Raw genomic sequence first — 17,475 nt, forward strand, 5'->3', positions numbered from 1 at the left:
ATTAGAAAGTAAAGAGAAATTGGATAAAAACGTATGTGGTATAAGGTATGCCTACTATACTTAAAAAAATAAAAAGCCATTTAATAAGAGAGTCTGCCCATTTGTCCTCATGCATGAACTCTTCTTTTCTTTGCTCTATTTCATATTGATATTTCATTATCATTACCTCCTTTTAATAGCTTGTACTACATCGTATGTGCTTGCTCACAGCAATATGACTGAAAAGAATAAGGTGGAAAAGAAAAAGTATTTTTCTAATTTCATATACATAATTTTGAAATTCTTTCATAAAACAGAAATAAAGGAGTGATGCTCATGAAGGAAATTGAAGTCGTAATTGACACGGAAGAAATTGCGGAGTTTTTTTATGAGCAACTAATTGAAAGAGGATATGTACCGAAGCAAGAAGAAATCGAAGATCTTGCTGACATTACATTTGAATACTTACTAGAAAAATGTATGATTGACGAAGTGTTCGATGGAGATGAAGAGTAAAAGTAACGACGGGATCAACTCGTCGTTTTTTTACTCTTCTCAACATGATTCTTCTTTACAAAGTTGTCACAAAATTCATAAAGAAATATTGGTATAATGAAGATAAAATTTTCTATAAGAGGTGAAGGGATGTTCAAAAAAATTATTGATTCTTTATTAGGAAAAAAAGGTAGATACCACTCTTACTCAAGTAGTGACTATCGTCATAGAAGACGCTCTTATTCAAGCAGCGATTATAATAGAAGACGTCCATCTCACGGATACGGACATCAGCACTATAAAAGAAAACGAAAAAGCCGTAGTTTCTTTTCCAGTAGTTGATGAAATGGCGACATATACTCGCGTGGTTTGATAGACCGCTGCGTAAGAATACAATTGTTATAGAGCGCTATAAGATTGAATCGGTAATTGGAATGGGCAGTTATGGCTTTACCTATAAAGTGGTAGATTTACAGAATCATGAGGTTAAAGTATTAAAACAATTGAGACAAAGTAAGCAAAAGTCTGAATCAGGAAGGGAATCGTTTGTAAGAGAACAGCAAATTTTAAAGAATTTGCAACATCCAGCGATTCCAAGCTTGTATGACCATTTTGTTTGGAAGAAGCAACCGTTTTTTGTCATGGAGTATATGGCGGGAGAGAATTTTGAAGATTTTATTTTTCGAGATGGGTATATATATGAAGAACGAGAAGCGTTTTATATCTTATATAAAATATTAGAAGTTGTTTCTTATATTCATAGTCAAGGTATCATTCATCGCGATTTAAGAATCCCTAACATTTTAATGAGTGGGAGTTCAATTCATATTGTTGATTTTGGATTAGCGAGATATAAAGGAGACATAGATGAACGAGCGGGGTTTTATGAAGGCGAACAAGCTTTTATGCGCGAAGTGGAACATCGCAGTGACTTTTATGCGCTAGGCCATTTTATCTTATTTTTGTTATACGCTAGTTATGAGTCTAACGATAAAGTAGAAAAGCCATGGCATGAAGAATTACTGTTAGCGGAAGGTAATAAAGAAATTATTATGAGAATGCTGCAAATGAAGAGACCATATTATGAAAATGTACAAGAGCTCAAGCAGGATATATACTTTGCACTAGAAGAGATGGGAGATTTGTGTTTCAAAAATTTCTAACATGCAACAAGAAATGAGTCGTTATATTTCTTCATAAAAAACATGTATAAAAAAGAAATGGAGAGGGAAACTAAAACAACCGCTCCATTTCTTGTATTGTGAGGTTATGTATGTGAAACGATATCGACATTTATACTTGTTAAGTGGTATATTACTCATTTGTTTTGTCGTATTATCATTTTCGTATCATACCGCTTGTATTGAGAAGTTTGATGATGTGATTACAACATTTATCCAAAGCTTCCGAAATGAATATTTGACGACTTATTTTATTTGGATGTCTTATATTGGCTCTAAAAAAGTCTATTTTCCATTGCTTATTATCATCGTAATGTACTTTCTCATCCGAAAAAAGTTGTTGAGTGCGTTATTTTTAATGATTAACTATTATGGATCTCGTTATCTTAACAGTATGCTTAAGCTATGGTATGAGCGTCCAAGACCTGATGTATCACAACTTGTCACAGCGACTGGGTATAGTTTCCCAAGTGGTCATACGATGAATGCGACGGCATTTCTAGGGTTTATTGCCTATGTGACGATTACGGAACATCGTATTGCACTGCATAAAAAAGTGTTAATTATTTTTACAGCCTGTTTCGTAATATTTTCGATTTCTGTTAGCCGTATCTATCTTGGTGTGCACTATCCATCTGATATATTAGCTGGATGGGCAGCGGGGGGGAGTTGGCTTGTTTTATGTATTATTTTTCATCAAGCATTCTTAAAAAAGAACCTATAATATCGAAGACGCCAAAGAAGTGATTACTTTGAAAGATAACATGCATTTTTATCGTAATATTGAGGATAGCAAGGAGTCCATCATCTATATACAGTAGGTGATGGACTCTTTTTTCTTATGAAGTAGACTTTTTCAATGGTTTCATGGCAACATAGGTTCTTTTTGCATAGGTTCAACATGAATATGAGTATATAAAATTCCGAATTTCTGTTGTAACATGTCTTCAATTGCGTCCGTAATATGATGGCTTTTGTTTACGTCCATATGGGCATCTACTTCAATTGTAATATCAACATACGTTTGATTTCCATACATACGAGCCCGAATATCAACGATATGTTCAACCCCTGGAACAAGTTGCACTGCTTGAGAATACTCTTCCATTTTTTCAGGATCAATCCCATCTGTTAACATATGAGATGTTTCTATAAAAATATCCCATGCTGTTTTACAAATTATAAGTCCGACAAGTACCGCTGTAATCGGATCAAGAATAGCCATATGGAATTGTGAAGCAACAATTCCAACGACTGTACCAATACTAACGAGTGCATCTGATAAATTATCTTTGGCAGCGGCTTCTAATGCTTTGCTTTTTGTCCGCTTTGCAATTTTTTTATTATACATGTATACACCGTACATCACGATAGCACAAAAGAAAGCAACCCACGCAGCGATTACATTAGGTGCTGTTTGCTTAGGATTAAAAAATGATTGAATAGCGCTAATAATAACTTCGAATCCAACGGATGCCATAATAAAAGAAGCTACTAATGAAGCGATTTGTTCTGCGCGAGAATGCCCATATGGATGATCATGATCACGAGGCTTACGCGAAATTTTCAGTCCAATTAAAACAGCTAGTGAAGCACCGATATCTGTTAAATTATTTAAACCATCTGCACGTAATGCGCTAGATAGAGCGATATAACTAATGATAATTTTTATTGCTGATAAAAATATGTAAGCAACAATGCTAACAATAGCCCCTTTATCAGCTTCTTGATTCGAACATGAATTCATAAAAAGCACTCTCCTTTCTGTAAAGAAATTCCTTCTATCAATAGAGTATCAAAGGAAAGTCGTGTGGGTCTATACAAACATTGTTGACGTTTTATAGCTTTTTGAGCAGGGGATAACAAAGTTTCACAAGGGAAAAATCTGTTGAAAAATCCAAATAAAAAAACCACCGAAACAATATGTTCCAGTGGCATCTCTTATCTTAGTATGCTTCTAAAAATTCAGTAACTTGTTCTTCTGTTTTCGCATTTGCACTATGTAAATGACCTAACTTCTCACCATTTTGATATACAAGTAAACTTGGAATACCCATTACTTGATACTCTTCTGCAATACTTGGAAACTCATCTTTATTAATAGCGTACCATTCAAACTTATTGAACTCTTCCATTACATCCCCAATAAAATGATCCATACGTACACAATCTGGGCACCATGTAGTAAAAAACTTAACAACTACTGGATCTTCGCTTGCGATAATGTCTTTGAATTCTTGTTCTGTTTTGATTTCTTTCATGTTTTTGTCTCCTTTCAATCGTATACGAATTCGCTAGTATTTTTATGCAAAATTCGTATTTGCAACCATTTTGCAAACATTAGTGTTTTTGAAATAGATTATTTGCAAAATCCTCCACTGCTTTTCCTTGAAGTCCTGATACAACATGAGAGTAGGTTTCCAATGTGATGCCTACTCGTTTATGCCCTAATCGTTCACTCACAATCTTTGGATGAATACCTTGTTTCAACATCAATGTCGCATAGGTATGTCTGAGATTATGGAACCGAATATCAAGAACTCCACTTTTCTTTATAAGCTTTTTCCAGAGCTGTGTCAAACTTTTGAAATTACAAGGTTTTCCGCTTGGAAGTAGGGCATACCAAATCATAGTCCTTGTATAAGTTGGCGTATCGTTCTTTTTCTACATGTATTCGCTTATATTGTTCTTCTAATGCGTGTAGTGTAATTTCAGGAAGTACAATTAGACGTTTTCCTGTAGCTGTCTTTGGCTCATAAAATTCTTCGGAGATATGAGAAAGGGAACGGTTCACGGATATTGTTCTTCTTTCGAAATCAATATTCTTCCATTGAAGTCCTAATATTTCTCCTTTACGCATACCACAAGTAATCGCAAGTAGATGTACAACGCGTAGTATCTACTTGCTTTTGTGTGTTCCAAAAAACGGAGAACTTCTTTCTTAATTCAGTCTATATAAATAAATTGAAAAAGAGGTGGGAAGAGCCAACAAACATGTGGAAAATAAGAAAGGGGAGGAAAAATGCCTGAGTTAATTGATGTAAAAGATCTGTCGATGAAGAATTTATTTAAAAGTACGAAAAGTTCGTTTTCTATTTCATTCATAAAAAATATGGTCACAGATTACAAGCGATAAAAGACGATACAGGTGTTGAATTTGAGGATCTAGTGCAATGGCATGGTTGCACTAATGAAAGCAAGAGAACAATTCAAGCCGGAGCTTGGTTTTAAATTCCTTACGTTTGCTGCACCCAGAATAGTTTATGAAATTGGTAATGGGATCTGGAAGACATAGAAGTTGAAAATTGAACGAACAGTATATTATGCGAAGGGAAAAATCTTGAAAAATAAGTTATCAGAAGAATCGGTGAACCATATTAGCAAAACTTTGGATATGGGTCATGGACTTGTTGAGGCTGCTCAACTAGGGACATTCTCTTTAGATAAAGTTATCTATCCAGCTGACAACGGTGAAGGGGTAGATGTAGAAAGTACATTGGAAAATAAAGTGATTCTTCATTCTTTTTTCGATACATTACAGCATAGCGAATTGATTGTATGGGACGTGCATTCTAAGGGAATAAGGCAAGAAAATATCGGAAAACGTATAGGGAAATCACAGGTTCAAGTTAGTCGGATTGTAAAACGAATGAATAAGAGAGCAACGGCTTTTGGGCAGCAGCAAGGGGTTGCGAAGTAAGACTAGAGCGTTATTTGAAGGAGCGTGATAACTGAAATGCCAAGGACATATCAGCTATCACTGAAGTAGTTCTTGAATCTTCTTATTAAGTTTTTAATTTGGGTTTTTGCTGCCATTTTGAGAAGAGAGTGTGTCAAAAATTAATCCGAACATTGCTCCGATTAAAGTCGGCAAAATTATACTCCATGCTGCGAATGACATAAGTACCCCTTCTAATAATAAAATGTTGTAACTATTGATTTTATTGTATCTGAATATTTAGATTCATTATAGGAGGAAGGTTAGAAAACTAAACAAAATTCTTATTTTAGTTTAGCATTTGCGTTTACAACATGAAGATGAACAAGGTTTGTGATGAGGTTTAGGACAAGGGATGAAAGGAGCTTTGGAAGTAGGACAAGGACATGCGATTGGAGGAAACTTACAATGACGTTTAGAGCAAGAGCACGGCTTTATTTTTTTACAAACGCAGTATTCAGTTCGATAGCAACGGTCTTTCATAAAAATATTACCCCCTTTTGTAATAGATTTATGATAGTATATGTAATTTGAAGCAAAGCGCTTGTTTAAAGACCTAGTATTAGATGTTTTAATAGATTTTGATTTGTTTTAAGAGACAAGAATTCATAAAAAATATATATTCTTGAAAGAATAATAGTATCAAACTATTTTCAGACATGTATAACAAAGCATGCCATGCTTACAATAATGGGATTGTAACTTAAAGTGATAGGTATAGTATGAATATAGTTAAAAACGTTATGCAGGCTAAGTCTGAGATAGAGCTTAAATATTAATATACGAGGGGAATGGATATGAACTTATTAGAGCAATACATCAAAGAATGGATTAGTGAGTGAGGAACCTTATGAAGCAGATTGGACTAAGGAATTGGAAAAAGAATTTGTGAAAGTTAAAACTGATTGCTATGGAAGTATCAAAACGAAAGAAAGAATCTTTGAAAAAGAGAAATGGGAGAACTATAAGGAGCAAGGTTACTTTATGGAATAAAAAGAGCAGCTAGCAAAAGCTAACTGCTTATCTAAAGAAATCAGAGAAAAGATTACCGTGTCATTTACAATATTGACAGAATATAGAGGTTTATTCTAGTTGTTCAAACATAGTTAAAGAAAGAATATAACGAATAAAAATTATTCTTGTCGCCTATTTCTGTATTTTATTCACAAATAGTTCCGGTAGCTATTCCGGTTGGAGCGACACCTACTGGGACATTAGCGATAACAGTATTAGTAGCAATATCAATAACAGAAACTGTATTACTAGCTTGGTTTGTAACATAGGCACGAGTGCCATCAGGTATGATGGTTACTTGATCTGGGGATAGTGCAACAGGAATTGTATCGATTACAGTATTTGTTGCCACGTTTATTACTGATACATTATTGCTAACTTTATTTACAACGTAAATAAGAGTGCCATCAGGTGTAATATCTATACCAACAGGTTCGGTACCTACGTTAATTGTATCAATAACGGAATTAGTAGCGGTGTCAATAACAGAAACAGTACCGCTGTCTTGATTTGTGACATAAGCACGAGTCCCGTCTAGAGTGAAGACGATTATCCTAGGACGAACGCCAACAGGAATGGTAGCGATAACAGTATTAGTAGCAGTATCAATAACAGAAATTGTGTTACTTAATTCATTTGCAACATATGCAAGGGCTCCATTTGGAGAAACAGTGACCCCTTGTGGATCGATGCCAACAGGAATGGTAGCTACAACGGTATTAGTAGCAGCATTAATAACAGAAACAGTATCATTACCATGATTTCCAACATACACAGTTGTGTTATCTGGAGAAACAGCTACACCAATTGGATTAGTGCCAACAGGAATGGTAGCTACAACAGTATTGGTAGCAGTATCAATAACGGAAACAGTATTAGAGAAAATATTAGTAACATAAGCACGAGCCCCATTTGGAGAAACTGTTACTTCAAGAGGTGCATTACCTACAGTAATCGTATCGACTACCGTATTTGTTCTGGTGTCGATTACAGATACTGTATCATCTGTAGGGTCGTCACGGGTTCCTGCATTTGTAGCATAAACAAGGAAATTACATGCAGGCCCGGTCGGCCCAGTCGGCCCTGTTGGCCCGGTCGGTCCCGTTGGGCCTGTTGGTCCCGTTGGGCACTCACAATCCCCTGTTGGTCCGGTAGGTCCCTGAGGCCCTTCAGGCCCTTGGATTCCTTGCACACCTTGAGGTCCTTGAGGCCCTTCAGGCCCTTCAGGTCCTTGGATTCCTTGCACGCCTTGAGGTCCTTGAGGCCCTTCAGGCCCTTCAGGTCCTTGGATTCCTTGCACGCCTTGAGGTCCCTGAGGCCCTTCAGGCCCTTCAGGTCCGGTTGGCCCGGTCGGTCCTGTAATTCCAACTCCCGTTCCAGTCGGTCCGGTTGGCCCAGTTGGTCCTGTAATTCCAACTCCCGTCCCAGCAGGTCCGGTCGGTCCAGTTGGTCCTGTAATTCCAACTCCCGTCCCAGCAGGTCCGGTCGGTCCAGTTGGTCCCGTCGGCCCGGTCGGCCCAATATTACTTAATAGTGAACTATTCAAGACTCCTTGTAAAATTAAGTTGAATGTTTGTTGTAATAAAGAATCTGGCAGGTTTGAACAACTAATAAGTGAAGATAAATTTTGGAATAGAAATTGAAATAATGCTGAAATTTGAGTAAGAGATGCAGTAGGTAAGGAATTGATTAATTGATTTATGGTTCTTATAACTAAATTTCTATTTGGTGTATTTGGTTGTACCGCTATTAATAAATTATTTAATGCCTGTAATGCTGATTGAAGTGTTTGTATAGTTGCCGGATTCGGTGTTGTAAAAAAAGAAAGGATAGCTTGGTTTAATTGGTTTATTATTTTTAATAATTCTTGCTGTTGAGAAGTTGAGAAAAAGACAGGTGTACAACAATTGCTCTGATCACAAGGGGATATAGAAATAAAGCAGGGGTGCTGAAATTTATCACACGAATTGGGTGAGCGTGATTTTTGATTATGTCTCATAAATACCTCCTTTAAAAAATTTTTTCAAACTGTTAAGTGTGTCTTAATTAGTTATACTAGTAAATTAATTTGAAGCATTTGAGGGTAGGTGTTTCATATTTTTCCTTTAAAGTATATGTGAACAAAATGGAGATGTTCCTATGGGACATAGCATAGGGAAGGGAATTAAGGCTATAGGATGAAATGGACAAATAGTTGTACTTTATTAGTTATTTTGGAGGGGGAAAAGAGATGAGTACAGTTACTAATCATGTACTAAGTTAGATTAATGAAGAAGGGCAACAACAAGGAAATGATGCTTATGCGTTTTTAACAAACATCCTCCTGTGTCTGTTTCTATACAAACAGCTTGAAGATGAGGTGATTTTAGAAAAACAAACAGATTAAGATGAAAAGTTGTTTGTTTTTGACCTGAATAAGTCTAATTGCATTGAGAATGGCAATTACTTTGAAATATTAATTTACAAGGAAGAGATAGACAGGCTAATATTGTATGAATTTGAGTGACTTATAACAAAAAACGCTATTGGGGTAGAAGGGAGAGGCTACCATGAAAATACCGTGGAATGAACGAAGAGTCAAAGCATATATGCAATATGTAGAAGAGAGCGAAAAAAGGATTATGAAGTTGGAAAGTGATTATATAAAAGCACAGGAATCATTAAGAAAAATTATAGAACAGATTGCACGTGAAAAATAAAGAAAACAGAATCTTCAAAAAGACTTGTATGATTGCGGTGGTTGGATAATATATGACGGTGAATGGGATGAAGTAGACAAGCAATAAAAGAGCAGCTAGCAAAAGCTAACTGCTCGTATTGGAGGCCAATCTGAATGAACTTATGGCATACAGCTCATCAATAAACAGTATTGACGGAATATTAAGTTTTATACAGAGGGACAGAAATAGTATATGTACAAACTGTAGACTGAATTAGATAAAAAAATAACATAGTTGCAGCGTAGCAAGATAAAATTGCAATGATGGAAAACATGGTTTTTAGTTTTCGGTGTTCTTTTTCATCTTCCGTGGCAAACGAAATATATTTTCGTATTCCAAGTCCGAATAGCAAAAGGAATTAGTTAGAAGTTTATTAGTACTTATTGAAGAGCAAGACGATGATGGGAAAGAATTAAAGATACCATCTGATATCGATAGAACAATAGCGGTTTACCATTTAGGATTATTGGAACAGGCTGGATTTACAGTTCATTAACTTGGGAAGGGCATGAGTTCCTAAATGCGATCAAAAATGATACGGTTTGGAATAATGTGAAATAGGTAATCAAAGAACAGGGAAAGTATCCCATTTTAGGTTATGAAAGCTCTCGCGATAACAGTATCAAAGGGAATATTTTTAGGTTAATCAGAAAGCAGCCATGGTCTGTACGACTAATCTTAGTATGTTTTCTTTGTTATATAGAAATTACACATTAAACGTGAAGTGGAACAAAATGGACATTTGAATGAAGAACACCTACCTTCCTTAAAATAACCTTAATTTATCTATAGATTTAATAATATCTGAAAAACTAAATGGTATAATTTTCTAAGGGAGCTTATATAAAGGTTATTTTAGAAAAGGAGTAGATGGAAAATGTTTTACAAGCTCAAATTTTATTTAGTGAGTATATTAATTAGTTCGTTTTTAGGCGGAATTATCATAGGTGGGAATTTCTTGGTCCATAACATCTATAATTTAGTTGCAGGCAAAGAATATCATTTTAATATGTGGTCTTCTATTATTATATTTAGTGTCGTATTTATTTCGGGCTTCTCGTACATGTTGAAGAAGGGGCCAGATATACTTGTTAATGATTAAACCAATAGCAATTATAGTAGGCGCTGCCGTAATCTGGGTAGCGTCTTGTTTGTTGTTAAGGACAAATAAGGAGTGAGGGAATGAATAGCGATGATGTAAATTAAAAGTGAATACTATTTCATTTCCCATGCATACAACGAATTTTCTAACGGACTTTTCTTAAATCAGGTTCTTTTAAGTGCGACAAGCATGAAAATTTTGAAGGTAAGTGAAAAAATAGGGGATTAAATTAAACATTTATTACAGTCAAGAATATTTATAAAAATATGAGTATGAAACCAACTTTTGTAATCGTTCGCACATTAATCCACCGCAGCTTCTTGAAGTCCTAGTACAACATGAGAGTAGGTATCCAATGTGATGCCTACTCGTTTATGTCCTAATCTTCCACTCACAATCTTCAGATGAATATACCGTATTCAACATTAAAGTCACATGAGCATGTTTCAGGTTGTGGAACTAAATATTAGGGATCTCATTTTTCTTTATAATCTTTTTTTGAAGCTGTGTCAAACTTCTGAAATTGTAACGATTGTTGTTAGAATTAATCATAGTCATGATAGTTATTTTCGCATCGTTTTTCCAACATGATTTGAACTTTTTCATAGATGTTACTTCTTTATGACTTCGTTCTGTATTACTGTCATCAGAGATTGAGAAGGGATATAAAAAACATAATAATATATTATAATAATATTTTCACTTCACAAAAAAGGTTCTGCTGTCTCCAGCAGAACCTTTTTCAAAATGGCAAAGAGTAACTCTTACCTTACTCTTTGAGAATATCATACACAAAAGTTAGATGAGTGTCTAGGTCAAATATTTACAATATAATTATTCGAATATACTACTTTTTAAAGGTTGACTGAGAAAAAGAGCAGCTAGCAGAAGCTAACCGCTCATCTCCAAGGGGGACTGGAGAAAGAAAAAAGTCAGAGGTCATTCAATGAGCTATGGCATACAGCCTATGTATAGTATTAACAGAATGCGAAGGTTTATACAGAAGAAGGGTTTTAAAATAGTATTTAAAAAAATCGTGTTGTATTTCTTGTGTTTCAGTATCCTTAGTTGCAAGAGGATATAAGAGATGAATACTATACTCTTAAACGTTTGTATGACTTAGAAAGAAAATATTTGTTAGTGTAGAAAAAACAAAAGGTGAACTGAAAGAAAATAAATTAAAAGGACTTGCTGTCCGACGCAAGTCCTTTTAGAAAGACGACAGAGAAATAATATGGAGATTAACTATATAGTAACAAAATTCGTGAGGTAAATCCATATATTGGATGTTGAGAAAAAATTCTTCATCCAGGTAAAAAGAGAAATAGAGATGAGATTACAATATGAAAAAATAGTTATTTGAAATTTAATTTACTGATAGTAAACATTCCAGTAGATAGGATTCCTGAACCTACTATAGAGCCTAACCAATCTCTCCAAGTTAAGATATGTAAAGGTGTATCTGTTAAATTGATCATTAAGAATATAATAAATATCGAAATACCGTATATGAAACATCCCTAAAATCATTGGCAAGCCTTTGAAATAGTGGATAGATGAATCTATTCATCTTTTTTATAGTAGAAAAAGGTGTATTTGCTAAGTTTTAGAGATTAATATTATAAAAAGTAACATATTTATTTTGGGGATATCCTTTCTTTTTTCACCTTTTGAGAGGGACAAGCATATGATAAAGTGTAGGACAAGCTCACTCGCTTATATCCTATTCAATACTCATAAAAAACTCCTTATCATGTTAGCATCCAACTAGTGGATGCTTTTTTTTCGGAATGTTGAGAATGGAAAGGTGTCCATCACCTATGACAGTAGGCGATGGACACCTTTTTCTTATGAAGCGGGTTTTTTATTGTTTTACAGCATGAATGTAGTGAATCGTTTCAAAGGCAGATAGATAATCTTGTCGATTGCGAAAATAAAGCTCATTGATTTGAGTTGGTGATAAATGTTCATAGATGAGTAAACCGGATTTTTCTAACATCTTCTCCATTTCAGAATAAGAAAAGCACGATTTCATCGGTTCACCGCCCGTAGAAGCCATTTTGATCATATTTTCAACTCTATTAGAAATTCCTTTTGTTTCAAAGAGTTTTTCATCTGCATAATCAAACACAATAGAACTTCCCGGTGGAACGATAGTAAATAGATCATGAATCAAATTCGACATTTCTTCTTTCGTTAAATAATAAGAAACACCTAAAAGGCTAAAGAACGTTTTTGTACGACGAAATCCTTCGGCTATTAGGTTTGGATACATAAACTTTTTCGTAAAGTCCATAGAAACAAAGTGAAGATTACTAGGGATTTTCAAATCTGTTTCATGTAATCGTTTTATTTTAAAAGTTTGTGTAGCAGGGTGATCAATTTCAAATATTTTTAAGTTGTTTTCCAGTTTTGGATGTCGAAAGCTAAAGGTGTCTAATCCAGCTCCAAGTATGACATATTGTGTTAATCCTAATGTGATTTCGTGGAGTAATACTGCTTCACAATATGCAGCACGTGCTAATGGTGTGGGAGAGAGTTGCACTTGGGTAATCCATTTTAATAGTTCTTCTGTATTTCCGTTCAATTTTTGCGCAATATCTTTGTTGAAGAATTGTATACCTTGTACCATGTTTTCTTTGATCATATTGTATTCTTGTGCAGAGATTAACTCTTTTGCTATATCATCATGAAAAATTTTCGGTGTATCAAATTGACTATGATACGCTCTGCTAAAAGCTGCTACTAATGAAGTTATACTGGATGCGTTTTTTTTCATCTCAACACACTCCTTTTTAAAAACAAAAAATAAGATTCTCCTGGCCGGGAGAATCTTATTATAATCCTAAAATGATCAAAAGTAAATTATAGCATAAAATAATTTTTTTGTCAAATATTTTGATTTTTGATATGCGAGGTAAAATTTGCTTAAAGAAAGTCATTAAGAATAAGACAAAACTCGTAAGTGAGAGGCGAGTTTTGTCTTAATTGTGCTAATGATTAGTTTTTGTTACTTTTGTTTCTTTTGCTTATTAGGTGTAATTTCATGAGCGAATTCCGTATTTGCAAAGTTTAATTTAGCTGGAGTAAAAGTTTTTGCCGTATTTTGAACACTTTGAAACAACCGTTGAATCGGTTTCTTTATATTTGAATTCCGTGTTGCAGCTACACTGAAAATGGTTCCTAATCCTAATAAGGAAAACCATATCCATCCTCTATTATTTCTTTTATTTCTAAACAAGTTAAACATTTGTGGCGGTCTTCTTCCAGAAGTAAATAATGATGTGACGAAATTAAGTATATTCATCTCTTTGCCCCCTGTAAAAGTATAATTAGAAAAAGAATTGTCAGTTCTATTTCACATGATTTATCTTGCAATATTTTATAAAAATTTATGATACCAACTTATAGTAATGTCTTCGTTTTTTTTTCTAAAATCTTAAGATTTCCTAAATATTTTCCATAAAAATATGCAAAATAGTTTTATCAATATTTCAAAAAGGGAAATGAAAACAAGATGAAAAGTTATGTACTAACGATTTGGAATTTTATTGATCCAATCTATTACAAATTTACGCGATTAACTTATATTCATAAGGGAACTTGTGATGACAATATTTTGCGCGTGAGGCTTACGCGTTACAAAGGAAAAAATATCACGCTTTCAGATGGTACACAAATCAATAAAAATGATACTTTGATTAAAATTCATTTACACAATGTTCGTTTATTAAATGAAATGAAGTCGTTTGAAAATAATATTAAAAAAGGAAAGTTCATTTATCAATATGTCAAAAAGTCCTTACCAGATCTTGCATTATATATTCAAAATCATCCTAAGGCAGATAAAATTAAAGGTATAATTGGAATTACTATGTTAAATCGGGGCGCAGATCGATTAGGATTTGAATTTGTTTCTATTTCGAATCCTCTTTATAAATGGTTTAAATGGATAGCATTTATACCAATATGTTTATTGTCTGGTAATAATTCGATTATAAAAATGATAAAGAATAATATATCTTCTTCTCCTCAATATTTATTTATGTCAAAGGAAAGTTTATTGGAAAGATACCCTTATAAATCCTTACATGAAGTCTCTAAAAGAAGATAGTAGAGCAACATAAAATTCTATATTCTAATTGTAGAGTAAAGATAGAAGCTGTTAACGAAATCTGTTAACAGCTTTGATTGTCTATACTGCATGTAGTTCTTTATTTGTAGTTGAGATTGATAGTTGATGCAATGTAATTTCTGGTCTACTGCCCACTCGAATATTTACTCCTGTTTGCCCAAGTCCCTCATTAATATAAAAAGGTTTCCCATCTTGCGTATGAAGTCCTTTTATCATATTCATTCTTGCAAGTTTCCCCATCTTCACAAGGTGATAGGCCTTTGGATAACAAATTTGCCCACCGTGGAAATGACCAGCAAGTAAATAGTCAAAATGATATTCTTTCATATGAAGAACGATATTTGGATCATGAGTTAATACTAAATTTACGCCTTGCTGAATCCCTTTATACGAGGCTGTTAAGTCACTGCGTTTCGTACTAAAGTCATCAATACCAATAATATTTATAAGTTTACCTTGAACATAAATGATATGATTTTCATTTTGCAGTACTTTACAGTTATATTGTTCGAGTGTTTCTTTTAATGTTTGTAAATCTGTTTCGTGCAGCACATAATCATGGTTACCAAAAACGGCGTATATACCATACTTCGCGTGTAATTGATTTAATACTTCTAAATAGGGAGCAAGTTTCGGTATAGTACGCTTACGGTCAAGGAAATCTCCCGTAAGTGCAATGAAATCAATTGATTCATCTTTTAGTTTGTCATAAAGCTGAGATGGGGAAATAGAAATATTTTCGAGATGCAGATCGGAAAGGTGTAGAATATTTAATTTTAAATCTTGTTCGTGAATGTACTTTTGATTGATTTGAACTCTATTCATAACAACATCAGCTGTGTTTTTATGAGCTTTTTTGAAAAGGTAGAAGAGAGCAATAAATAAAATAGATAGTAATAAAATTTTCATTTCATCACTCCTTTTATAAAAAATTATACATGAAAAATCTTTTCATTTTGTATGTAATTTATGGAACAAGAACCATCATTCATTACTACTAGAATAGAAAAGAAAAAGTGCTACATAATAAAAAATGAACGAAAAATATATCATCAATTGTTATGGCAAGAGGTGCTGTATGGAACAATATGCAACGCAAAAAAAGATCTTATTTTTACCATTTTTACAAATCCCATCGGGACATTATCAAGTTGCAAATGCATTAATCGAGGGAATACAGAACGATCAACTTCATATAAAATGCGATCAAGTTGATATTCTCTCATATAGTTATGGGAAAGTAGAGGCATTCGTTTCTAGCATTTATTTAAAGTGGATTAAGACACTTCCTAATTTGTACAACAAGATATACAAAAATTTTGTTTACAAAAACGAAGAAGAGCAGAAACGTTATCGGTTATACGAAATTTTGTTTGTCCCATTCATGAGAAAGTTAATAAAAGAAAAACAACCTGATTTGATTGTTTGTACGCATGCATTGCCTTCATATATATTAAATTATTTAAAAGAAAAAGGTGAACTGAAAATCCCTGTTATCAATGTATATACGGATTACTTTATTCACCAGGGATGGGGGATTACACATATTGATTTTCATTTTGTTCCATCCCATTATATGAACGAGTTTTTACAAAACAAAGGGATACATAATGAACAGATTTTTATTACAGGAATTCCTATTCATAGAAAAATAAAAAAGCAAAAAGAGCATATAGAAAACGTTCCATCTTCTACACTGTCAGTCTTAATTACCGGTGGAAGTTTAGGAGTTGGAGCCATGGAAGAATTAATTGACCAAATAGGAATGGAAACAAGCATTCATTTTTATGTGTTATGCGGGAAAAATAAAAAATTATATCAAAAAATTCAACGATTACAACGAGAGTATATTATTCCTTTACCATATATTACGAGTAGAGAAGAAATGAACAAACTTTATGATCTAATAGACGCTATTATTACAAAGCCTGGAGGAGTTACAATTAGCGAGAGTTTATTTAAAAGAAAACCGATTTTTATATACCATGTATTACCGGGGCAAGAGGAAATTAATTTGCAACAGCTAAAAAAGTTAGGCGTAATCATCCCGCTGAACAAGGTGACAGGTAAAAAAGAAACTCTTGAGGAGCAATTATGCTCCTTTTTTCAAAATAAAAATCGTTTCCAACGTTATCAAGAATGTATCACAAACTATCAGCAACAGCTCATGATGAAGGAGCCATCACAAATTCTAAAAGAATTAATTAATAATGATATGGCCGAATAAAGCTTGCTGCTTCTTTTATGAAAATAAATGAAGTGATTGTGCTATTCATTGTATGTTATGAAATGGATAATTCGTTTTGATTATATATTTTTTTATATAAAATGATTTTATGAGGTGACATTTCATATGGAGAATATCGGACAAATTACCATAGAACTTATAGTCGGTTTTTTCGTTTTATTAATTGCTACTAAGTTGTTAGGGAAAATGCAGATTTCTCAACTGACTCCCTTTGATTTTATTTCTGCGATTGTTCTTGGTGAACTTGTTGGAAATTCTATTTATGATCCTAAAGTGAAGGTATGGTCTATTTTATACGCTGTATTTATATGGATCATATTAATTTATACGATAGAAGTATTGACGCAAAAATGGCGAAAGGCAAGAAATATGTTTGAAGGGCATCCTTCTATCCTTATACGAAATGGACATATTGACAGAGAGCAGTTAAGTGCGAATCACTTAGACTTGAACCAGCTACAACAAATGTTGCGACAACAAAAAGATATTTTCTCGGTTAGGGAAGTAGAGTATCTGATTTTAGAACCAAATGGGAAAATAAGCGTCATAAAAAAGCCGCAATATGCATCTCCTACAATTAAAGATTTAAGTTTAAAACAGAAAGCTGTATATATGCCGATTTCATTAATCAGTGATGGGGAGGTTATTAAGGATAACTTAAGAGAAGCAGGGTTTGATGAAAATTGGCTTTTAAAACAGATCAAACAAAGAGGGGTTACAAAGTTTCAGGATGTATTATATGCAGAATGGAAGACAGATGAAGGGTTTTTCTGTCAAAGAATGGAATGACTATTGCGGATTTCTAAAACAAGAAAGCTGGATCCTCTAGTGATAGATGAAACGAGATTGCCGAGTATCATTGTAGCTTTCTTATGATGGGAAA

At 33.8% G+C, this 17,475-nt stretch carries 18 protein-coding genes and 3 pseudogenes; 11 read left to right on the top strand and 10 right to left on the bottom strand.

What is annotated here, in order from left to right:
- Window position 1: 1 nt before the first annotated feature.
- A complete protein-coding gene (locus tag MR059_RS05740; protein WP_081428369.1) occupies window positions 2-157 on the bottom strand; it encodes a DUF3930 family protein in 156 nt (51 codons plus the stop codon).
- 158 nt (window positions 158-315) lie between these two features.
- Between MR059_RS05740 and MR059_RS05745 the strand changes: the two genes are divergently transcribed.
- The 4 genes from MR059_RS05745 (at window position 316) to MR059_RS05760 (ending at window position 2,379) form a co-directional block, all read left to right on the top strand.
- Window positions 316-495 (top strand): YozD family protein, encoded by a 180-nt coding sequence (locus MR059_RS05745; protein WP_012094184.1) that lies wholly within the window; start codon window positions 316-318, stop codon window positions 493-495.
- A 129-nt stretch (window positions 496-624) separates the two neighbouring features.
- Window positions 625-816: a hypothetical protein gene (locus MR059_RS05750; RefSeq protein ID WP_012094186.1), complete on the top strand. Its 192-nt coding sequence runs from the start codon at window positions 625-627 to the stop codon at window positions 814-816.
- A complete protein-coding gene (locus MR059_RS05755) occupies window positions 816-1,637 on the top strand; it encodes a serine/threonine protein kinase (protein WP_041809691.1) in 822 nt (273 codons plus the stop codon). The genes MR059_RS05750 and MR059_RS05755 overlap by 1 nt, the downstream gene beginning before the upstream one ends.
- Before the next feature lie 112 nt (window positions 1,638-1,749).
- Window positions 1,750-2,379 (top strand): phosphatase PAP2 family protein, encoded by a 630-nt coding sequence (locus tag MR059_RS05760; protein ID WP_041809695.1) that lies wholly within the window; start codon window positions 1,750-1,752, stop codon window positions 2,377-2,379.
- Window positions 2,380-2,520: 141 nt separating this feature from the next.
- On the opposite strand, the gene MR059_RS05765 is transcribed toward MR059_RS05760, so the two are convergent.
- The 4 genes and pseudogenes from MR059_RS05765 to MR059_RS21975 all read right to left on the bottom strand — a co-directional run.
- The gene (locus MR059_RS05765) at window positions 2,521-3,402 is read right to left on the bottom strand and encodes a cation diffusion facilitator family transporter (protein ID WP_012094191.1); all 882 of its coding nucleotides are present in this window, start codon (window positions 3,400-3,402) and stop codon (window positions 2,521-2,523) included.
- 199 nt (window positions 3,403-3,601) lie between these two features.
- Window positions 3,602-3,916 (bottom strand): thioredoxin family protein, encoded by a 315-nt coding sequence (locus MR059_RS05770; RefSeq protein WP_012094192.1) that lies wholly within the window; start codon window positions 3,914-3,916, stop codon window positions 3,602-3,604.
- Between the two features lie 79 nt (window positions 3,917-3,995).
- Window positions 3,996-4,365 (bottom strand): annotated as a pseudogene (locus tag MR059_RS21780) (tyrosine-type recombinase/integrase).
- A gap of 21 nt (window positions 4,366-4,386) precedes the next feature.
- Window positions 4,387-4,515: pseudogene (locus tag MR059_RS21975) on the bottom strand (site-specific integrase); the annotation flags it as partial.
- A 438-nt stretch (window positions 4,516-4,953) separates the two neighbouring features.
- Between MR059_RS21975 and MR059_RS05780 the strand changes: the two are divergent.
- On the top strand, window positions 4,954-5,355 hold the full coding sequence (locus tag MR059_RS05780) for a hypothetical protein (RefSeq protein WP_048722900.1): 402 nt from the start codon (window positions 4,954-4,956) through the stop codon (window positions 5,353-5,355).
- Window positions 5,356-6,532: 1,177 nt separating this feature from the next.
- Here the strand turns inward: MR059_RS05780 and MR059_RS05785 are convergent.
- On the bottom strand, window positions 6,533-8,386 hold the full coding sequence (locus MR059_RS05785; RefSeq protein WP_242161620.1) for a YVTN family beta-propeller repeat protein: 1,854 nt from the start codon (window positions 8,384-8,386) through the stop codon (window positions 6,533-6,535).
- Between the two features lie 550 nt (window positions 8,387-8,936).
- Here MR059_RS05785 and MR059_RS05790 point away from each other — a divergent pair.
- From MR059_RS05790 to MR059_RS05795, 3 genes are all read left to right on the top strand, one after another.
- A complete protein-coding gene (locus MR059_RS05790) occupies window positions 8,937-9,086 on the top strand; it encodes a hypothetical protein (protein ID WP_157671209.1) in 150 nt (49 codons plus the stop codon).
- A 501-nt stretch (window positions 9,087-9,587) separates the two neighbouring features.
- A complete protein-coding gene (locus MR059_RS22200) occupies window positions 9,588-9,668 on the top strand; it encodes a DUF2513 domain-containing protein (RefSeq protein WP_368860178.1) in 81 nt (26 codons plus the stop codon).
- A 316-nt stretch (window positions 9,669-9,984) separates the two neighbouring features.
- Window positions 9,985-10,209: a hypothetical protein gene (locus MR059_RS05795; RefSeq protein WP_041809697.1), complete on the top strand. Its 225-nt coding sequence runs from the start codon at window positions 9,985-9,987 to the stop codon at window positions 10,207-10,209.
- 302 nt (window positions 10,210-10,511) lie between these two features.
- On the opposite strand, the pseudogene MR059_RS21980 reads toward MR059_RS05795, so the two are convergent.
- From MR059_RS21980 to MR059_RS05805, 3 genes and pseudogenes are all read right to left on the bottom strand, one after another.
- A pseudogene (locus MR059_RS21980) lies at window positions 10,512-10,731 on the bottom strand (site-specific integrase); the annotation flags it as partial.
- 1,342 nt (window positions 10,732-12,073) lie between these two features.
- Complete coding sequence (locus MR059_RS05800) at window positions 12,074-12,988, bottom strand: class I SAM-dependent methyltransferase (RefSeq protein WP_012094195.1); 915 nt, start codon at window positions 12,986-12,988, stop codon at window positions 12,074-12,076.
- Between the two features lie 231 nt (window positions 12,989-13,219).
- Window positions 13,220-13,516, bottom strand: coding sequence for a hypothetical protein (locus MR059_RS05805; protein WP_041809700.1), 297 nt, complete (start codon window positions 13,514-13,516; stop codon window positions 13,220-13,222).
- Window positions 13,517-13,726: 210 nt separating this feature from the next.
- Between MR059_RS05805 and MR059_RS05810 the strand changes: the two genes are divergently transcribed.
- Window positions 13,727-14,323 carry a YkoP family protein gene (locus MR059_RS05810; protein WP_012094197.1) on the top strand — a complete coding sequence of 199 codons (597 nt, stop codon included), beginning with the start codon at window positions 13,727-13,729 and terminating at the stop codon, window positions 14,321-14,323.
- An 81-nt stretch (window positions 14,324-14,404) separates the two neighbouring features.
- Here the strand turns inward: MR059_RS05810 and MR059_RS05815 are convergent, their stop codons facing one another.
- Complete coding sequence (locus tag MR059_RS05815) at window positions 14,405-15,253, bottom strand: metallophosphoesterase (RefSeq protein WP_012094200.1); 849 nt, start codon at window positions 15,251-15,253, stop codon at window positions 14,405-14,407.
- 169 nt (window positions 15,254-15,422) lie between these two features.
- Between MR059_RS05815 and MR059_RS05820 the strand changes: the two genes are divergently transcribed.
- Entirely contained in the window at window positions 15,423-16,571 is a 1,149-nt protein-coding gene (locus tag MR059_RS05820) for an MGDG synthase family glycosyltransferase (RefSeq protein WP_012094202.1), read from the top strand.
- Between the two features lie 126 nt (window positions 16,572-16,697).
- Window positions 16,698-17,381 (top strand): YetF domain-containing protein, encoded by a 684-nt coding sequence (locus tag MR059_RS05825; RefSeq protein ID WP_012094203.1) that lies wholly within the window; start codon window positions 16,698-16,700, stop codon window positions 17,379-17,381.
- Window positions 17,382-17,475: the final 94 nt, after the last annotated feature.

The organism is Bacillus cereus group sp. BfR-BA-01522, assembly GCF_022662635.1.
GTDB classification, from domain to species: Bacteria; Bacillota; Bacilli; order Bacillales; family Bacillaceae_G; genus Bacillus_A; species Bacillus_A cytotoxicus.

What these genes read in the sequence shown, in the direction of transcription:
- MR059_RS05740 (WP_081428369.1), bottom strand. Translation starts at nt 157, where the DNA reads ATGAAATATCAATATGAAATAGAGCAAAGAAAAGAAGAGTTCATGCAT.
- MR059_RS05745 (WP_012094184.1), top strand. Translation starts at nt 316, where the DNA reads ATGAAGGAAATTGAAGTCGTAATTGACACGGAAGAAATTGCGGAGTTT.
- MR059_RS05750 (WP_012094186.1), top strand. Translation starts at nt 625, where the DNA reads ATGTTCAAAAAAATTATTGATTCTTTATTAGGAAAAAAAGGTAGATAC.
- MR059_RS05755 (WP_041809691.1), top strand. Translation starts at nt 816, where the DNA reads ATGAAATGGCGACATATACTCGCGTGGTTTGATAGACCGCTGCGTAAG.
- MR059_RS05765 (WP_012094191.1), bottom strand. Translation starts at nt 3,402, where the DNA reads ATGAATTCATGTTCGAATCAAGAAGCTGATAAAGGGGCTATTGTTAGC.
- MR059_RS05770 (WP_012094192.1), bottom strand. Translation starts at nt 3,916, where the DNA reads ATGAAAGAAATCAAAACAGAACAAGAATTCAAAGACATTATCGCAAGC.
- MR059_RS05785 (WP_242161620.1), bottom strand. Translation starts at nt 8,386, where the DNA reads ATGAGACATAATCAAAAATCACGCTCACCCAATTCGTGTGATAAATTT.
- MR059_RS05790 (WP_157671209.1), top strand. Translation starts at nt 8,937, where the DNA reads ATGAAAATACCGTGGAATGAACGAAGAGTCAAAGCATATATGCAATAT.
- MR059_RS05795 (WP_041809697.1), top strand. Translation starts at nt 9,985, where the DNA reads ATGTTTTACAAGCTCAAATTTTATTTAGTGAGTATATTAATTAGTTCG.
- MR059_RS05800 (WP_012094195.1), bottom strand. Translation starts at nt 12,988, where the DNA reads ATGAAAAAAAACGCATCCAGTATAACTTCATTAGTAGCAGCTTTTAGC.
- MR059_RS05805 (WP_041809700.1), bottom strand. Translation starts at nt 13,516, where the DNA reads ATGAATATACTTAATTTCGTCACATCATTATTTACTTCTGGAAGAAGA.
- MR059_RS05810 (WP_012094197.1), top strand. Translation starts at nt 13,727, where the DNA reads ATGAAAAGTTATGTACTAACGATTTGGAATTTTATTGATCCAATCTAT.
- MR059_RS05815 (WP_012094200.1), bottom strand. Translation starts at nt 15,253, where the DNA reads ATGAAAATTTTATTACTATCTATTTTATTTATTGCTCTCTTCTACCTT.
- MR059_RS05820 (WP_012094202.1), top strand. Translation starts at nt 15,423, where the DNA reads ATGGAACAATATGCAACGCAAAAAAAGATCTTATTTTTACCATTTTTA.
- MR059_RS05825 (WP_012094203.1), top strand. Translation starts at nt 16,698, where the DNA reads ATGGAGAATATCGGACAAATTACCATAGAACTTATAGTCGGTTTTTTC.